The organism is Bradyrhizobium genomosp. I (2014) (assembly GCF_000261685.1).
GTDB lineage: Bacteria > Pseudomonadota > Alphaproteobacteria > Rhizobiales > Xanthobacteraceae > Bradyrhizobium.
The window spans coordinates 1-16,504 of record NZ_AJQE01000370.1 but is presented as its reverse complement, the minus strand read 5'-3'; the positions used below and the strand labels follow the sequence as shown (position 1 = coordinate 16,504).

14 protein-coding genes are annotated in these 16,504 nt (G+C 65.0%); 11 read left to right on the top strand and 3 right to left on the bottom strand.

What is annotated here, in order from left to right:
- The first annotated feature begins 183 nt into the window (after positions 1 to 183).
- The 11 genes from IC50_RS32685 to IC50_RS32635 all read left to right on the top strand — a co-directional run bounded on the left by IC50_RS32685 (position 184) and on the right by IC50_RS32635 (position 9,590).
- Positions 184 to 1,536 (top strand): MmgE/PrpD family protein, encoded by a 1,353-nt coding sequence (locus IC50_RS32685; protein WP_244429696.1) that lies wholly within the window; start codon positions 184 to 186, stop codon positions 1,534 to 1,536.
- A 28-nt stretch (positions 1,537 to 1,564) separates the two neighbouring features.
- On the top strand, positions 1,565 to 1,954 hold the full coding sequence (locus IC50_RS32680; RefSeq protein ID WP_035715183.1) for a carboxymuconolactone decarboxylase family protein: 390 nt from the start codon (positions 1,565 to 1,567) through the stop codon (positions 1,952 to 1,954).
- 11 nt (positions 1,955 to 1,965) lie between these two features.
- Entirely contained in the window at positions 1,966 to 2,799 is an 834-nt protein-coding gene (locus IC50_RS32675) for an N-acyl homoserine lactonase family protein (protein WP_035715181.1), read from the top strand.
- Positions 2,800 to 2,863: 64 nt separating this feature from the next.
- Positions 2,864 to 3,592 (top strand): GntR family transcriptional regulator, encoded by a 729-nt coding sequence (locus IC50_RS32670; RefSeq protein ID WP_035715177.1) that lies wholly within the window; start codon positions 2,864 to 2,866, stop codon positions 3,590 to 3,592.
- Between the two features lie 51 nt (positions 3,593 to 3,643).
- Positions 3,644 to 4,606, top strand: coding sequence for an ABC transporter substrate-binding protein (locus tag IC50_RS32665; protein ID WP_035715174.1), 963 nt, complete (start codon positions 3,644 to 3,646; stop codon positions 4,604 to 4,606).
- 2 nt (positions 4,607 to 4,608) lie between these two features.
- Positions 4,609 to 5,364 carry an ABC transporter permease gene (locus tag IC50_RS32660; protein ID WP_035715172.1) on the top strand — a complete coding sequence of 252 codons (756 nt, stop codon included), beginning with the start codon at positions 4,609 to 4,611 and terminating at the stop codon, positions 5,362 to 5,364.
- Entirely contained in the window at positions 5,343 to 6,149 is an 807-nt protein-coding gene (locus IC50_RS32655; protein WP_050991169.1) for an ABC transporter ATP-binding protein, read from the top strand. Before IC50_RS32660 ends, IC50_RS32655 begins: the two co-directional genes overlap by 22 nt.
- 7 nt (positions 6,150 to 6,156) lie before the next feature.
- Positions 6,157 to 6,966: an ABC transporter permease gene (locus tag IC50_RS32650; RefSeq protein WP_035715165.1), complete on the top strand. Its 810-nt coding sequence runs from the start codon at positions 6,157 to 6,159 to the stop codon at positions 6,964 to 6,966.
- A gap of 11 nt (positions 6,967 to 6,977) precedes the next feature.
- A complete protein-coding gene (locus tag IC50_RS32645) occupies positions 6,978 to 7,637 on the top strand; it encodes a polysaccharide deacetylase family protein (protein WP_035715163.1) in 660 nt (219 codons plus the stop codon).
- A gap of 3 nt (positions 7,638 to 7,640) precedes the next feature.
- On the top strand, positions 7,641 to 8,510 hold the full coding sequence (locus IC50_RS32640) for a fumarylacetoacetate hydrolase family protein (protein WP_035715160.1): 870 nt from the start codon (positions 7,641 to 7,643) through the stop codon (positions 8,508 to 8,510).
- 36 nt (positions 8,511 to 8,546) lie between these two features.
- On the top strand, positions 8,547 to 9,590 hold the full coding sequence (locus IC50_RS32635; RefSeq protein ID WP_202948127.1) for a uroporphyrinogen decarboxylase family protein: 1,044 nt from the start codon (positions 8,547 to 8,549) through the stop codon (positions 9,588 to 9,590).
- Between the two features lie 367 nt (positions 9,591 to 9,957).
- On the opposite strand, the gene IC50_RS32630 is transcribed toward IC50_RS32635, so the two are convergent.
- From IC50_RS32630 to IC50_RS32620, 3 genes are all read right to left on the bottom strand, one after another.
- A complete protein-coding gene (locus IC50_RS32630) occupies positions 9,958 to 10,638 on the bottom strand; it encodes a poly-gamma-glutamate hydrolase family protein (protein WP_157461168.1) in 681 nt (226 codons plus the stop codon).
- A gap of 87 nt (positions 10,639 to 10,725) precedes the next feature.
- Complete coding sequence (locus IC50_RS39535; RefSeq protein WP_081492570.1) at positions 10,726 to 15,516, bottom strand: peptidoglycan-binding protein; 4,791 nt, start codon at positions 15,514 to 15,516, stop codon at positions 10,726 to 10,728.
- Between the two features lie 21 nt (positions 15,517 to 15,537).
- A partial coding sequence (locus IC50_RS32620; protein ID WP_035715152.1) for a hypothetical protein occupies positions 15,538 to 16,504 on the bottom strand: 967 nt, incomplete at its 5' end.

The window sequence follows — 16,504 nt, the reverse complement described above, 5'->3', positions numbered from 1 at the left end:
CCGCCCGCCGTCATTGCGGCGGCGGGGATCCCGCGCCAGCGGGCGGATTGTTATGATTGTCAGACAAGCTGTCAAGCATAACATTTGGGGTCGACAGTTTGCCGCGGATCGGCATAAGGTCCGGGAAAGCGAGGGAAGAAAACGAGGAAGACGCCCCGCGTGCCGCAAGATTCAATTTCGAGTGTGAGCAGGACGCTTGCCGATTTCATCGCAGCGTCGTCATGGGCGGACGTCGAGGCGCAAAGTCACGAGGCGCGACGGTCGATCCTCAATTTCTTTGCAACCGCGCTCGGCTCCGCACGCGATCCGGTCGTTACCGTCGCGATGCGCACGCTGTCGCCGTTCAGCGGGACCGCGACATCGACAATTATCGGTCTCTCCCAGCCGATGGATGCACTCTGCGCGTCGTTTCTCAATGCCATCTCGGCAAATCTGCTCGACTTCGACGATACGCATCCGGAAACGATCATTCATCCTGCCGCGCCGGTCGCAGCTCCTGTGCTGGCGCTCGCGGAGTCACGCAAGCTATCGGGGCGCGAGGTGCTGACCGCGTTCATCCTCGGTGTGGATGTCGAATGCCGCATCGGCAATGCGGTCTCGCCGCACCACTACGCGCGCGGCTGGCACATCACATCGACCTGCGGAATCTTCGGCGCCGCGGCGGCGTGCGCGAGACTGTTGGGGCTGCCGGCGGAAGGAATCGCGAACGCCATCGGGCTAGCGGCGAGCCAGTCGGCCGGCAATGTCGAGAACCTGCCGAGCGCGGCCAAGAACGTGAGCGTGGGGAACGCCGCGCGCAACGGATTGTTCGCAGCGCTGCTCGCGCAGCAGGGCTACGAGGCCGCGCCGCGCGCCATCGAAGGGCCGCTCGGCTGGGCGCGCACCATGGGAGACGAGCCGGATCTCGCCCGTCTTCTCGACCGTCTCGGCAGGAGCTGGGAGATCGCGAAGAACACCTATAAGCTCTATCCCGCGGGCATCGTGTTCCATTCGGTCATCGACGCCTGCCTGTTGTTGCGCGAGCGGATTGACCGGAGGTGCGACCAGGTCGAATGGGTAGTTGTGCAGGGCTCGGCGCTGCTGCTGGCGCGCGGCGATCGCCCCGTCAACAACGAGCGTGATGCGCGAGTGAGCATCCAGCATTGCGTGGCTTGCGGGCTGTTGCTCGGCACGGCTGGCGTCGCCGAATTCGCGCACGACACCGTGGTCAGGCCCGATATCGCGCAGCTGCGACAAAAGGTGAGGGCGGAGCTGGACGCCGAAATGCCTGACGGCGCGGCACGCGTGACCTTGCGCCTTTCGTCCGGCGGGGTGTTGACCGAGACCGTCGTCGCGCCGCGCGGCAGCCTGGCGGCGCCGCTTGGAGATCGCGACCTCGACGAAAAGCTGCGCGAGTGCGTGCGGACCGGTCGAAGCGATTGGGACGCGGACCGTGTCATCGACGCAGTCTGGCGGCTCGATACGGTCGATGATGTCGCCGCTCTCCTGCAATCGCTGCGGCCGCCGTCTGCGTCGAGCCATACCGCTTCCAACTAGAAATTCTCAAGACCTGAAAGGGACGATCATGAGCAAGACTGAACTGTTCGAAAAGGGCCTCAAGGTCCGCAAGGAGGTGCTCGGCGAGGACTACGTCAACAAGTCGATCGCTGGTGCCGACGAGTTCACGCGCACGATGGCGGAGTGGTCGACCGAATTCTGCTGGGGGGCCTTGTGGACGCGGCCCGGCGTCGACCGTCGCACCCGCTCGATCGTCAATCTGGCGATGCTCGGCGCGCTGAACCGGCCGCATGAGCTGAAGCTCCATGTGAAAGGTGCCCTGAAGAATGGGCTGACCAAGGAGGAGATCAAGGAGATCCTGCTCCAGGTCGCCGTCTATTGCGGCGTTCCCGCCGGCATCGACGCCTTCCGCAATGCCCGCGAGGCCTTTAGCGAGGTCGACGCGGCCGGTTCCTGAGCGTGAATCCCATGGCTGACCCGGAATACGAGCTTTTCGCGATTCGCTATGCAACGCGTGATGCGCAGCGGAGCGAGCACTTCATCGGCGGCGACCCGCATGACGGGCCGATGCCGATGGACTATTTCGTGTGGCTGGCCAAGGGAAGTGGAGGCACCTTCGTCATCGACACGGGGTTCAACGCTGAAATCGCAAGGCAGCGCAGGCGGACATTCCTGCGCTGCCCGGTGGAAACGCTGGCCGCGTTCGATGTCGACGTCGCCGACGTCAAGGACATCATCCTCACGCATCTTCACTACGACCACGCCGGCAATTTCGACCGGTTTCCGAATGCGCGCTTTCATCTCCAGGAGCGCGAACTCGCCTACGCCACCGGGCGCTATATGCACTATCCGCGACTGTCGCATTCCTTCGAGGTCGAGGATGTCTGCGGAATCGTGCGGCTGAACTACGCGCGCCGGGTGCTGTTCTACGACGGCGACGCTGAGATCGCGCCCGGATTGACCGTTCATGCCGCCGGCGGCCATTCCGCCGGTCTTCAGTTTGTCCGCGTCCCCACGCGACGTGGGCCCGTCGTGCTCGCCTCCGACGTCAGTCATTTCTACGAGAACATGACCAGCGAGCGTCCGTTCCCGACGGCGTTTCATGTCGGCGACATGCTGGTGGGATTCGACAGACTGCGCGCCGCAGCACCCGGCGTGGACCACATCGTCCCCGGCCATGATCCGCAGGTCATGAAGCTTTACCCGGCGCCAAGACCTGAGCTGAATGGTGTCGCCGTTCGCCTCGACGTCGCGCCGTCCGGAGCCCCTCATTCATCGGACGTCGAGCATGGGATGGCGTAACCAGAAAAAATCGATTTTCGATTTTCCTATTGACCCGCGCACACTGCCTTGCAATCATCCCGGCATGAGTCCGCTTCAGTTCCAGTTGTCCGGGAGTCCCGGGGATGGTCCGCGCAGCCTGACGTCGGCGCTGCACGAACGCCTGCGCGCCGATATTCTGGCGACGCGTCTGCTGCCGGGGCAGAAGCTGCATATCGCGGGGCTCGCCAAACAGTTCTCCGTGAGCCTCGCCGCCGTCCGGGAGGCGCTGTCGCGGCTGGTCGCCGACGGGCTCGTGCAGGCTTCCGACCAGCGCGGCTTTCGGGTGAGCCCGGTGTCGCTCGCCGATCTCGCCGACGTGACGCAGACGCGGATCGACATCGAGGGGCTTGCGCTCCGCCGGTCGATCGAGCGCGGCGACGATGCCTGGCTCGCATCGGTGAAATCGGCCTGGGCGGATCTCAAGGCCGTTCCCTATCACTATCCCGACGACCCTACCGTGCACTACGAGGAGTGGGTGATCCGTCATCGCATCTTCCACCGTGCGCTGGTCAACGCCTGCGGCTCGTCCTGGCTGCTCGGCTTTCGCGACGTGCTGCATGAGCAGAGCGAGCGCTATCGCCGGCTATCGATCCGTCGCGAGATCGGTAGCAAGCCGCGCGACGTCGAAGCTGAGCACAAGGCGATCGTCGCTGCCGTGATCAAGCGCGATGCGGATGCGGCAGTTCGCGCGTTGTCAAGGCACTTCGGCATCACCAAAGAGTTCGTCGAGCTCGCTGCCTCGCGCATTGCGGAGGTGAGCAGCGCGACCTGACGATCCGGAAAAATCCGGCAAACAAGAACAGAGACCGGGAGGAAGCAGATCATGAAGATCAGTCGCCGTTACGTCATGCCGCTCGTCGCCGCCGCAATTCTTGCCGGCCCTGCGAGCGCCGCCGACATCATTCGCGTCGGCCTGCCCACGAAAACCTACTGGCCGACGACGATCGCCGAGACGGCTGTAAGGCAAAAACTGTTCGAGAAGGAGGGCATCCAGGCCGAGCTGACCATCTACCGCAGTGGCGCCGAGACGTTCGAGGGCATGGCTGCGGGCGCGGCCGACATCATCCTCGATCCGCCGTCGCTGGTCTCGGCCGGACGCAAGAAGGGCGTGATGTCGCGGATCGTCGCGAATGCCGCAATGGGCAATTTTGGCTGGCAGTTGATGGTGCCGACCAAATCCACGCTCGACGTCAAGGGCCTCAACGGCAAGAAGGTTGCGATCACCGCGGCCGGCTCCGGCTCGGACCTGCTTGCGCTGTGGACCATCCAGGACAAGAAGATCGACTTCACGCGCGTCCCGGTCGGTGGCGGCGGCCTGGTGCCGAACCTGCTCGCCGGCAATGTCGACGCCGCCGTGGTCTATTCGCCGCTGAGCTTCCAGATCTCGAAATCAGGCGAAGCCAAGACCATCCTCGACTACGCGACCGCGGTTCCGCCGAACCTCACCGCGGGCTGGATCGTGCTCGACAAATTCGCCGATGCGAAACCCCAGCTCGTGCAGAAAGCGGTGAACGCCCTCTATGGTGCGGTCGCGTTCATGCGCGCCAATCGCGACGTCACCGTCAAGCTGATCGCCGAGCTCTACGAGATGCCGCCGGAGATCGCCGGCCTGGAATACGACAATACGATCATGAAACTCGAGACCAGCGGCGATATGGGCGCGGCTAACGTGACCGCCGCGGTGCAGCTCTCGCTCGATCTCGCAAAGCTCGGCGGCCTCAAGGATATCGTGCCGGCCGAGGACGTGATCTCGACCAAGTTCAAGCCTGTCCCGACCAAGCCATAACGATGCAGGGCACGCTCGCCATCAACGTTGCCAGGATCGCGATCATCGTCGCGATCCTGGCGCTGTGGGAGGTGCTGTCGCGCACCGGCATCGTCAATCCTCGCCTGCTGCCGTCGGCGTCCGACACGTTCGTGACGCTTGGAGACCTCCTCCAGCGCGCGGCCGTGCAGAAGGACCTGATGGTCACCGCGACCGAGGTGCTGGCGGCGTTCGCGCTGGCCGTGCCCTTTGGCGCGATGATCGGCTTCCTGGTGGCGGAGAACCGCTACTTCGCCGACGTCGCCAAGCCGCTGCTGTTCTTCGCCTTCAGCATCCCGAAGTCGATCTTTCTGCCGATGTTCATCCTGGTGTTCGGCGTCGGCTTTGCCCAGAAGGTCGGCTTCGGCTTTTTCTCGACCATCTTCATCGTGATCATGTCGACCACGACCGCGGTGGAGTCGGTCAAGGTCGAGCATCTGACGGTGGCGCGCTCCTATGGCGCAACCCCGATGCAGACCGCGTTCCGCGTCTACCTGCCCAGCATGCTGCCGGTGCTGCTGGAGGCCTTGCGGATCTCCATGATCTTCAACCTCACCGGCGTGATCCTCGCCGAGATGTACGCCTCGCGCGACGGCATCGGCCACCAGATCGCGACCTGGGGCGAGAATTTCCAGATGAAGCAGCTGCTCGCCGGCGTCGTGATGGTCGCCGCGATCGCCATGACCTTCAACGAACTTGTCAGATGGGTGGAAACGCGATGCAGCCATTGGCGAACGTGACCCCGTTGAAGCCCGCCGCGCGCGCCGGCGCAATCGAGGTGAAGAATGTCGGCCAGGTCTTCAAGACCAGGTCGCAGGACGTCGTCGCGCTGGAGGATGTCTCGCTCGAGATCAAGCCCGGCCGTTTTGTGGTGCTGGTCGGCCCGAGCGGCTGCGGCAAGTCGACCCTTTTGATGATGATGGCGGGGCTGCGGCAGCAGACCGCGGGCACGATCACCATCAATGGCGCGCCGATCCTGCAGCCTGATCCCGACAGGGTCGGCGTGGTGTTCCAGGAGGCGAGCCTGTTTCCCTGGCTGACGGCGGAGGACAATGTCGAGTTTCCGCTGGCGCTGCGTGGCGTGCCGAAGGCCGAGCGCCGGGCCAAGGCGCAGGATGCGCTGAAGCTGGTCGGCCTCGAAGGTTTTGGCAAGCGCCACCCGCATGAGCTGTCAGGCGGCATGAAGCAGCGTGTCTCGATCGCGCGCGGGCTGGTGCAGGATCCGCCGGTGCTGTTGATGGACGAGCCGTTCGCGGCGCTCGACGAGCAGACGCGCATGACCATGGGCGATGAACTGCTGCGGATCTGGGCGGCGACCGGAAAGACCGTCGTCTTCGTCACGCACAGCCTCACCGAAGCCGTCTATCTCGCCGACGAGGTGATCGTGATGTCGGCGCGGCCGGGTCGCATCGTGGACCATCTTCAGGTCCAGCTGCCGCGGCCGCGCACCTACGAGATGCTGAGCGGCGATGCCTTCGGCAGCTTGCGCGATCGCATCTGGCGGCACATCCGCAAATCGGCGTGAGGCGGAGATGAGCGCCAGGATAAGTGCGAAGACGCTGCGATATCTGATCGTGATCGGCCTGATCGCGCTGTGGGAGCTGTTGCCGCGCACCGGCCTCATTCCCGAACTGTTCCTGCCGTCGCTGTCCTCGACGCTGATGGCGGGGTGGACCGAGGCCGGCGAGTACGGTCATGCGCTCGGGGTGACCCTCTACGAGGTCGTGGTCTCCATGGCGTTTGCCTGCGGTGGCGGCATCCTGCTCGGCGCCGTTGTCGGCAGCCTGCCGCGTCCGCGTGTGCTGATCATGCCAATGATATCGAGCCTCTATGCGGTGCCGCTCGTGATCCTCTATCCGGTCTTCACGGTCTGGCTCGGCATCGGCTCGGAGTCCAAGATCGCCTTCGCCTCGATCTACGGCTTCCTGCCGACGATGCTTGCCACCGCGGCCGGTATCCAGACCATCGACCCGCAACTCCTGCTCGCGGCCCGCAGCATGGGCGCGCCGCTGGGCCAGCGGCTGGTCCGCGTCATCATCCCGGCGGCGATCCCGACCGTGCTGTCGGGCCTGCGCGTCGGCGGCGCGCTGGTGATCGTCGGCGTCGTCGTCTCGGAGATGCTGATCTCCTCGGCCGGCATCGGCTATCTGATCTCGCGCTACCGCACTATCCTCGACAGTCCGCACGTGTTCGCGGGCGTGCTGCTGGTGCTGTTTCTCGCCATCGCCTTCAACGCCGCGATCCGCTGGATCGAGCGCAAGGCGGCGATCTGGCAGACCGGCACCCGCGCCGGCCAGGCCAATGACGAGATCGCGTCGGGCACGATGCAGCCGGCGACCTGAGGTATTCCAGCGTGTACGATTTGACCCTGACATTCGACAACGGTCCCGATCCCGATGTAACTCCGCGCGTGCTCGACATCCTCGGCGCGCGCGGCATCAAGACCACCTTCTTCGTCATAGGCGAGAAGCTTGCCGCACCCGAGCGGCGCGGCCTTGCGGTGCGTGCGCACGGGGAGGGCCACTGGATCGGCAATCATACCTTTACGCACAGCGTTCCGCTCGGGGAGCAATCGGAGCGCGATGCCGCAGAAAACGAGATCGGCCGCACGCAACGAGCGATCGGCGATCTCGCGCATCCGCAGCGCTGGTTCCGGCCGTTCGGCGGCGGCGGCAATCTGGACAAGCGGCTGCTGAAACCTTCCGTCGTCGACTATCTCACCCGCAACAAGCACAGCTGCGTGCTCTGGAACGCAATCCCGCGCGACTGGGATGATCCCGACGGCTGGACCGAGCGCGCACTTGACCAGTGCAGCCGGCAGCCCTGGACGCTGATGGTGCTGCACGATCTGCCGACCGGTGCGATGAATCGCCTCGAGCGATTCCTCGACCGGGCCGAGGCGGCCGGCGCCCGCTTCCGCCAGGACTTCCCGCCGCAATGCGTTCCGATCCGCTGCGGCGAGATTGCCGTTCCGATCGACGACTATGTCTCCTCCATCGAAGAGAGTGTTTGACCGATGAAAGTTGCAAGCTTCACGATCGCCGGCGCGGCGAGCTATGGCATCGTCACCGACAAGGGCGTCATCGATGCCGGCAAGCGCCTGAAGGCATATCCGACGCTCAAGGCGCTGTTGACCAGGGGCTCGCTCGACGAGCTGAAGAAGCTGGCCGGCGAGAAGCCCGACTGCACGCTGCAGGACGTCGCGTTGCTGCCGACCGTGCCGGATCCCGACAAGATCTTCTGCATCGGCGTCAACTACGCCACGCATCTGGCCGAGAGCGGCCATCCGACGCCGGCACATCCGATGATCTTCACGCGCTTTGCCAACAGCCAGGTCGGTCATGGCCAGCCGATGATCCGGCCGCTCGAATCCGAACGTTTCGACTATGAGGGCGAGATGGCCGTCATTATTGGCAAGGCCGGGCGCCGCATTTCGCGCGAATCCGCGCTCAGCCACGTCGCCGGCTATGCCTGCTACAACGACGGCAGCATCCGTGACTGGCAGCGCCACACCTCGCAATTCGCGCCGGGCAAGAATTTCGCCGGCACCGGCGGCTTCGGGCCCTGGATGGTCACGACCGACGAGTTGACCGACATCAGCAAACAGACGCTGATTACCCGGCTCAATGGCGTCGAGGTGCAGAAGGCCCCGATCTCCGATCTCGTGTTCGACGTGCCGGCCCTGATCGCCTATTGCTCGACCTTCACCGAGCTCGTTCCGGGCGACGTCATCGTGACAGGCACGACCGGTGGCGTCGGTGCCTATCGCACGCCGCCGCTCTGGATGAAGGGCGGCGATGTCGTCGAGATCGAGATCTCCGGCATCGGCATCCTGCGCAATCCCGTGAGGGACGAGGGAACAGCCGCGGCGACGCGGGCGGCCTGAGCGGCCGCCCTCGCCAAGAACAGGAAGGAGGACCCCATGCCCATGCCGACGCACATCCTGCCGACCACCGTGGTCGGCAGTTACCCGCAGCCGGAATGGCTGGTCAATCGCGCGATGCTGTCGAAGGTGGTGCCGCGTACCCGGCTGCACGACATGTGGCGGTTGCCGGCCGAGCATCTGGAGGAGGCGCAGGACGACGCGACCATCGTCGCGATCCGAGATATGGAACGTGCCGGCATCGATATCGTGACCGACGGCGAAATCCGCCGCGAGAGCTATTCCAACCGCTTCGCCACGGCGCTCGACGGCATCGACGGGGACAATCCCGCGATGATCGTGGCGCGCACCGGCAACACGCAGACCCCGGTGCCCCGCGTGGTCGGCCCGGTGAAGCGCAAAGGTCCCGTCGAATTGCATGACATGCAATTCCTGCGCGAGAACACCGATCGCGCCGCCAAGATCACCTTGCCGGGCCCGTTTACCATGAGCCAGCAGGCCAGGAACGAGTTCTACAAGGATGAGGAGGAGCTCGCGATGGCCCTCGCCGAGGCCGTCAATGCCGAGGCGCTCGATCTGCAGAAGGCCGGCGCCGACGTGATTCAGCTCGACGAGCCCTGGGTGCGCAACAATCCGGAGCTGGCCAAGCGCTACGCCGTGAAGGCGATCAACCGCGCCTTGAAGGGCATCACCGTGCCGACCGTCGTCCATCTCTGTTTCGGCTATGCGGCGGTCGTACCGGGCTCGAACAAGCCGGCCGGCTATTCCTTCCTCGCCGAACTCGACGACACCACCGCCGACCAGATCTCGATCGAGGCCGCACAGCCGAAGCTCGACCTCGGCGTGCTCAAGGACCTCTCGTCGAAGAAGATCATGCTCGGTGTGCTCGACCTCGCGGACCCCGCGATCGAGAGCGTCGACACCGTGGCCGATCGTATCCGCAACGGTCTGAAGTATGTTTCACCAGATCGCCTCATCCCGGCGCCCGATTGCGGCATGAAGTACATGCCGCGGGCAACCGCGTTCGGAAAGCTGAAGGCGATGTGCGAGGCGGCGGCCATGGTTCGGCGGGAGATCGGTTGACGCGTTTCCGAGAGGCTTCTCGATGTCCGTCGTCCGCTTCGGGGTCATAAGCTGACATCGGTGCCGAGCGCCCCCTCCGCTGAGCGGGCAGGGCAATCGCATATGGGAGCGATCTCGCCTGTGGCCATCCTTCGAGACGCCCGCCGTTGGCGGGCCCTCAGGATGAGGACTTGGTGCGCGGCACGAGTTTCGACGGGCACCAATGCTGCTGGTTAGCCTCATCCTGAGGAGACCGCGAAGCGGTCGTCTCGAAGGACGAGGCGCTCGCTAAACTGCCGCTCGGAAGTCATATGCGATTGCCCTGGCTGAGCGGGGGAGGGCGAGTTTTTTGCACAGGGCGATGCTCATGAGTCGGTCAGGGGACGGCTCATACGCGACTCATGGATTTGCGCAAAGCGCAGACCAGCAACCAAAATCGAGCGTTTGTCGTGTGTTTCCGCTGTGGCCTCGTGTTGATCCCGAACAAGCTTCTACGATAGCTCGTCCCCATCTCGAGTTGGGCGCAACCGCCAGTCCTCGTCTTGTTTGCGATGTTGTCCGGGAGACTCCCGTCGAGCATCGGGTCGCTGGTAATCTCAGCCGGGATTCCTGCAGAATCCAATTCTTCCAAGACGATATCACGCAACTCATCATCCAGTCCGCCGAGCTGAATTCTTCCATTCGCTTGGTTATCCGTACAGCCGTGCAAGCTGATGCAACGCTGAGCGTTCTCAACCAACTTCGTGGCTATTGGCTCGTCGTAGTGAGAAGCTGTCACATGCAGGTCGCCGTTGCGGGAGGGCAGCAACCCCTCAAAGAGCCAGAGGTCATGCAACCCATAACCATCAACGGAGGCCGCCAGCGTAGCTGGATGGTATCCGGCCGCAGCGAGGGCGATCTCGCTCGTTCCGGTCTCGATCCCACCTCCGTGGAGAGCCATGACTATCTTTTGCGTTTCCGCGTTGTCTATGGCCTGTCTTTCCGCCATTTGACGCCACTCGTGACGCAACCATCTTTTTCCATATGTCGTCCCTTCGATGTTGTTCGGATCATCATACAGAGCACTCATGGAACGATATATATCGGGTCCTCGTGGCATATCACCGATCTCCGTGCAGTCGGTTCGAATGATCGCGGCAGCCGGCCCTCAACTTTGTCATCCTCCGCCCGCCTTCTCGATCATGCGCATGACGGCGTGGAGCTCCTTCTCGTAAGTCGGCCCGGTGGCGTATCCCGCGCGAGCGACTTCGGTCGCGAAGGCGTAGGGGTCGTGGGCGACCGTGAACGCCTTGGCGTACCGCTTGTTGCGCGCCAGAAACGAGCCGTGCTCGCTGAATGCGGTGGCGGCGTCGGGATAGACGCGGAACCATTCGCGCACGACATAGTCGTACTTGCCGTCGGGTCGCGGCGTCACCGAGATCACTTCCGGGAACTTCGCGTCGGGCCGCGACATGACCTCTTTTGTCTTCAGCAGCTGCCGCATATTTTCGGGCATGCTGGCTTTTGCCTTGATGCCGAAAAAGTTGAAGCCGGGCGCATGCGCACCCCAACCGGATTCCAGCGCCGCCTGTCCGAGCGTTACCAGGGCGGGAACGCGGCTGGCCGCCTGCGAGGCCCTGGCTGACTCGCCGAACGTGGCGACGAACGCTTTCGGCGCGAGCTTTTTGCCCGGAACGTAGGGCGCGGGGGTCGGTGGAGGCGTGGGTGCGGGCGCCGGCGGCAGCGATCGCCCGCTGAGCGCGGCGCCAATTGCGGCCTTGGTCGCAGCGCCGACGATGCCGTCGGCCTCCAGCTCGCTGCGCGACTGAAACGCACGCACCGCGCGTTCGGTGTTCGAACCAAAATCACCGTCCACTGCCAGATCGTAGCCGAGCCCCACGAGAGCGCGCTGCAGGCTGCTCACGCCGTCGCCTTTGCTGCCCCGGCGCAGCGTCGGGCCGAGCATGAACTCGGCGACGCCTTTCAGGCGGTCCACCAACCCCGGATCGCCTCCCGCTTCGCCTGCGAGCAGGGCTTCAAGGGTGAGGGTCTCGCCCGCGGGAGATTCGCCCTCGCAGGCGGCGCGCACCTCCTCGCTCTCGTCCTCACCTTCGGCGAGGTCCTCGTGCCAAGTCTCTTGCGAAGTCTCCTGCCAAGTCTCTTGCGATCCCTCGTCCTCCGCTTCGCTCTGCGCGCCCGGCAGCGGCGCGAGGTCGAGGTGGAAGTGGATGATGAGGGGATGCGGTCCGTGCCAGTTGAGCCCGGTCACACGCTTGTTCTTGTCCTTGCGCGTCGTACCAACGAAGATCACGTTGCGCTTGCCGGTCTCCCGATTGATGGAGTCGGCGACGGCGAAATCGTTGTAGATGATCCGCCACTTCGCCTGCATCGCCTTCGCGGTCTCGTTCACGGCGCGCAGCAATCTCACGGCGTCGTCGCGGAGATAGAAGCCGCGGGCGTCGCGCTTGTTCAGGAACAGATCGAGCGAATAGCCGCGATCGTTGAAGCTCCCGCCGCCATGTCCGCGATAGGTGCCCGCACCGACGCCTGGGCCGTAGCGGCGGCGCAGCTCGGCAAGGAAGCGGACCATGATCGGCGCGACAGGCGCCTTGTCGCTTCCGTCGATCGACGCGTGACTGACCAGCTCCACCCGCTGCGCCGGCGGCCCGAAATCGCCGAGCGAGCCGCCCGAGGGCTCGGTGCGGAAGTGCATCTCTTCCTCGCGGCTGATCATCCAGGCGCGGCGGAGTACGTCGTCGGCATATTTCGTCCCAAAGCGCATGCGTGCGCCCTTCAGTGTGTCCTCGTAGTCGCCTCGCAGCGCCGCGATCCGCTCGTCGACCGAAGGCTTGCCGCCCGTCCGCCGCGACCATTCCGCAGCCAGTCCGGCAATGAAGGCATCGAGATCCTCGTCGGGAGGCCGCGGCGCCGGCGGGGTTGGAGCAGGTGGCATCGGCAGCGCTGCGATCTTGCCGGCGAGCGCTGCGGCGATGGCCACCTTGGTGCGCGGGCCGACCACGCCGTCGGCGGTGAGGCCCGAGCGGGACTGAAAGGCGCGGACCGCTTTCTCGGTCGCAGCGCCAAATCGTCCGTCGATTTCGCCCGGCGAATGGCCGAGTTGCGCCAGCGCGCGCTGCAGCGCTTCGACACCGGCGCCGCCGCTGCCGCGGCGGAGCGTCGGTCCGAGCGCAAGGGCCGAGGCGCCTTTCAAGGGGGCGGCAATTCCACCGGCCTCGGCGTCGAGTGCGCGCACGCCGACGCCTGCAGGCCATACCGCATCATCCGATTCCGGTTCGAACCACTCGGCCTCAAGATTTCGCGGCGCAGAGTGGCCGCCGCATCCGCACCCTTCGTGCTCGATTTCGTCCTCGGACGATTCAGGCCAGCGCGTGTCGGAGAAGTCATCGTCGAGAGTGTCGCCAGCAAGGCCTGCCTCCACGTCCAGCCAGGCCAGCGATTCCCGGTCGTCTCCTTCGAAATGAGTTTCCGAGCTCGACGTCCCGTCGAAATCCTCGAATGCTTCGCCGTCCGTGGCCGTACCGAGCTCGCTCAGCAGGGTCGGAAGCAGCTTACCGGGCAGCGCGCAATGGGTGATCGAATTCGGCACCGGGCGCAGCGCCACCGTGCCGGCAACGGCGCGGCCGTCGAACTTGTCGGTCGGAGATTTCGCGCGGTAGATGATGTCGACGCCCAAATTCGGCCGCGCTGCGGCGAGCGCCCTGAATGCCGCGACGGGTGGGCTGCCGTAGGTCGCATCGAGCACCCACACCTTGACGAGCTTCGCGAGCACGCCGGTGCCGAGCGCGGCGGATCTGTTCGCGTTGGCGAGTGGATAGAGCACGCCGTAGGCGCGCGAGTGCCCGGCAATGACAAGCCGGCCGATGTGTGTTGCGCTACGCTCGAGGCGGCGGTTCGTCTCGCCCAGCACTTCGGCAAACAGCGCATTGAGCTGCGCAGGCCGGTCGAGGCCGCGTGCACTCCAGCCTGCGTCGCTCCCGGTCTGGAGCTGCGGCACGACCAGCAGCATCGGCCGGCCGCTGTCGGTCACGATCTTGCCGAGCCGGAAGGTGGCCTCCGTCACGATGCCCGCCGGCATGGCTCGCGGCACGCCGCACGGACTGAGCAGCCCGTGGATGTAGAGCAGCATGTCCACCGGCCCGCTGCCTCGAACGGCCGCGGCCGACGCGAATACGGCAATCTTCGTGCCGGTGACGCGGGAGCGGTAGATCCATAGCGCGCCGTCGAGATACGGCTTCGTGGCCGGGACCACGGCTTCGCTTTCGAACTCGCGCGTGATCGTCGGCTTGCGGCGAAACTCCCAGTGCCATTCCTCGGTCGGCAACTGCTCGAAACCGTAAGCCGCCGCGTTCTGCTTCAGCCACCCGTAGAACCAACTCCTGCGCCAGTTCGCTCGCGCTGCGTCACTGCTGTTGTTGGCGACCTCGTGTCCCGCTTTTCTGTTCTGGTAGAAGTCGACGGCAATGCCGTTCTGGTGATTGCTGTAGCCCGGCGCCGCGATCCGGCCACCGAGGCCAAAGCCGCCATAGGCCTTCGACTTCAGCATGTAGGCGATTGCGGCCCTGGAATGCGGGCCGTCGGCAAGAGCTTCGCGGTGCGCGCGTGTCCGGTTGTAGTAACCCTTGAAATAGGTGAGCCACAGCGAGCGCTGGTGGTCGCTGCCGCGATAACCGCTTGCGGCGGTCAATCGTTTCGTCCGCAGCGCATCGGCATCACCCGCGTTCTGAGCCTTCTGCAGATCTGCATTTGCAGCGGCGAGCAGGCGGCCGGCGGCCCGCGCGGTCTCCGGCCGGGTCTTGACGCTGGTGCCGGGGATCGTCTCGATCTGAGTGCCGTCGAGGTCGGGCAGGGGAGCCCCCCTGGCCTTGCGGCTGCGCGCGATGTGCTCGGCTAGCACGCTGTTGCGAAAGGCGACCTGTTCGGCTGTTGCCGTCCACGCCTCGGACTCGAGATATTCGTCCTCGCCCGCATGTTCGTCTTCGGCGCAGCGGCTGGCGCCCGATTCCAGCTCGCGGGCCTCCTCGAGCTCGTGCGCCCAAGCCTCCGGGCCTTCGTCTCGCGCGGCTTCGTCGTCCGCGGCCAAGCCATGCGAGTCCCACGCCCGGGCTTCAAGCCCGGTGAACGACGTTTCATCGAAATCTTCCGACGACGCGCCCTCCTGCTCCGGCTCGAAGGCCTCGCTGAGCAGGTTCATGCCTTCGACGGCGAAGAAGGCGTAGCTATCCGCGTTGTCCAGAGCCTGCTTCGGAGACAAGGTCGAATATTTCGGTTCGTGCTCGTAGGCCTGGTCCTCGATGCCGACATAGCGATGCGCGACCTCGTGGATGAGGGTCACCTCCTGCGTGTCGGGCGCCAGCGCACTGAAGTTGCAGTGCCTTGCCCGCGCGTCGAAACAGATATGGACCTTGCCAAAGCCGCCGAACAGCTGCGTCGTCAGGGCATAGCCGCAGATGGCTCCCTTGCCGTCGGTCGCGCAGTCGGCCTCGCCGCGGAACTTGATTCCGTCCTTCAGCGCCTTTTCTATCCGCATCAGTCGTGTGACGATGTGACGGAGATCGTCGTGCCTTGTCGTGTGAAAATGACGCAGCAGCAGTTGCCGCGTGGCTGCGCCCATCCGATCCGGCCGACCGTAGGCGCTGCCGACGAACGAGGCCGCATGCCGCACCGCGCGCAGACACCGTTCGGTAACGTCGAGCAGCAGCCGCTTCTGCGTCGGCGTGCAGTTCGCGAAGGAATGAGGCGAGCCCAGTTCCTCCTCGAAGGCCTCGGATTCGCCGGAACCAGTCCATTCCGTTTCGCCTGCTTCGTCCGAAAACGCGACGAACGGGTTGCCCTCGAGCGTGGCGAACGTTTCAATTCCGCCGCGGTTCTCCGGCTCGGACGTCTCGGCGAAGGGAGCGTCGAGGCCGAGCGGGTCGAGCGATTGGAATTCCTGCATGGACCCGTGCATCGTCTGCCTCCTGCGTTGAGCTTAGCGTGCGCCGACGAGCAGTGGTGGCCGGGTCGGCGGCCGCATCTCGATCGGCTTTGCGCGTATCTTCAGATCCTTGCCGGTCGCGGATGCCCACTCGGTGATAACCCGCCTGCTGGAAGCTCCGATCGGCGGGGCTGCGTTCGGCGGCGAGCCGAGCGGCGGCTGCTCGAGGTAGAGAACCCAGGCCAGTTCAGGTCCGGACACGACGCCGGACTCGACGATGCGCAGGAAGCGGGAAAGATCGCCAGCCATCGAGAACAGGGCGGACGACTTGCTGTGCGGCGCGAGACCGACGCGATCGCCGATCAACCGCAGGCGCTCGTAAGGGCTCGTCGCGTTGGCGACCAGATCCTCGACGACCGGCGTGTTGGCGCTCAGCGTCAATTCGGCCCAGCCGAGGGCCGTCGCTGCGACCAGCTCCTCCCGGCTGAGCAACTGATTTTGCCGCCGGGCGCGCAGTGCAAATCGCAATGCCTCGGCGATCCTGAAAATCCGGTCGTCGTCGGAGGCGTTGACGCCGGATGTGTTACGGACATTGGTGATCGCCTGCCACAGCTCGAAAAGGAGTTCCTCGAACACCTGGATGAATGTCGCGTTCGCATGCGTGGCCTTATCGTAGGTGGGCGGCCGGTTGTCGTCGGTGCCGAATGCCAGGTCGAGGCCGAAGAGCCGCCAGTAGGCGTTGCGCCGCACCGCCTCGGGATCCGGACGGATGACGCTGGTGGACAGCCACGGCGCAAGCGGATTGGCGGCGCCGAACAGGAGCACTTCCGTGATCTCGAGCCAGCGCTGGGTCGCGATTGACGGGATGCCCAACCCTTCGCCGGAGCGATACTCCCGGACGACGCGGCGCAGGATCTGGACGGCGCGTGTGTTCTCCAGGACGTAGCTGTAGCCGAGGTGGTCCCATTGCGGAATACCGGCCAGCGACGGATCCGGGATGAACGACACGAACAGGCCGGTA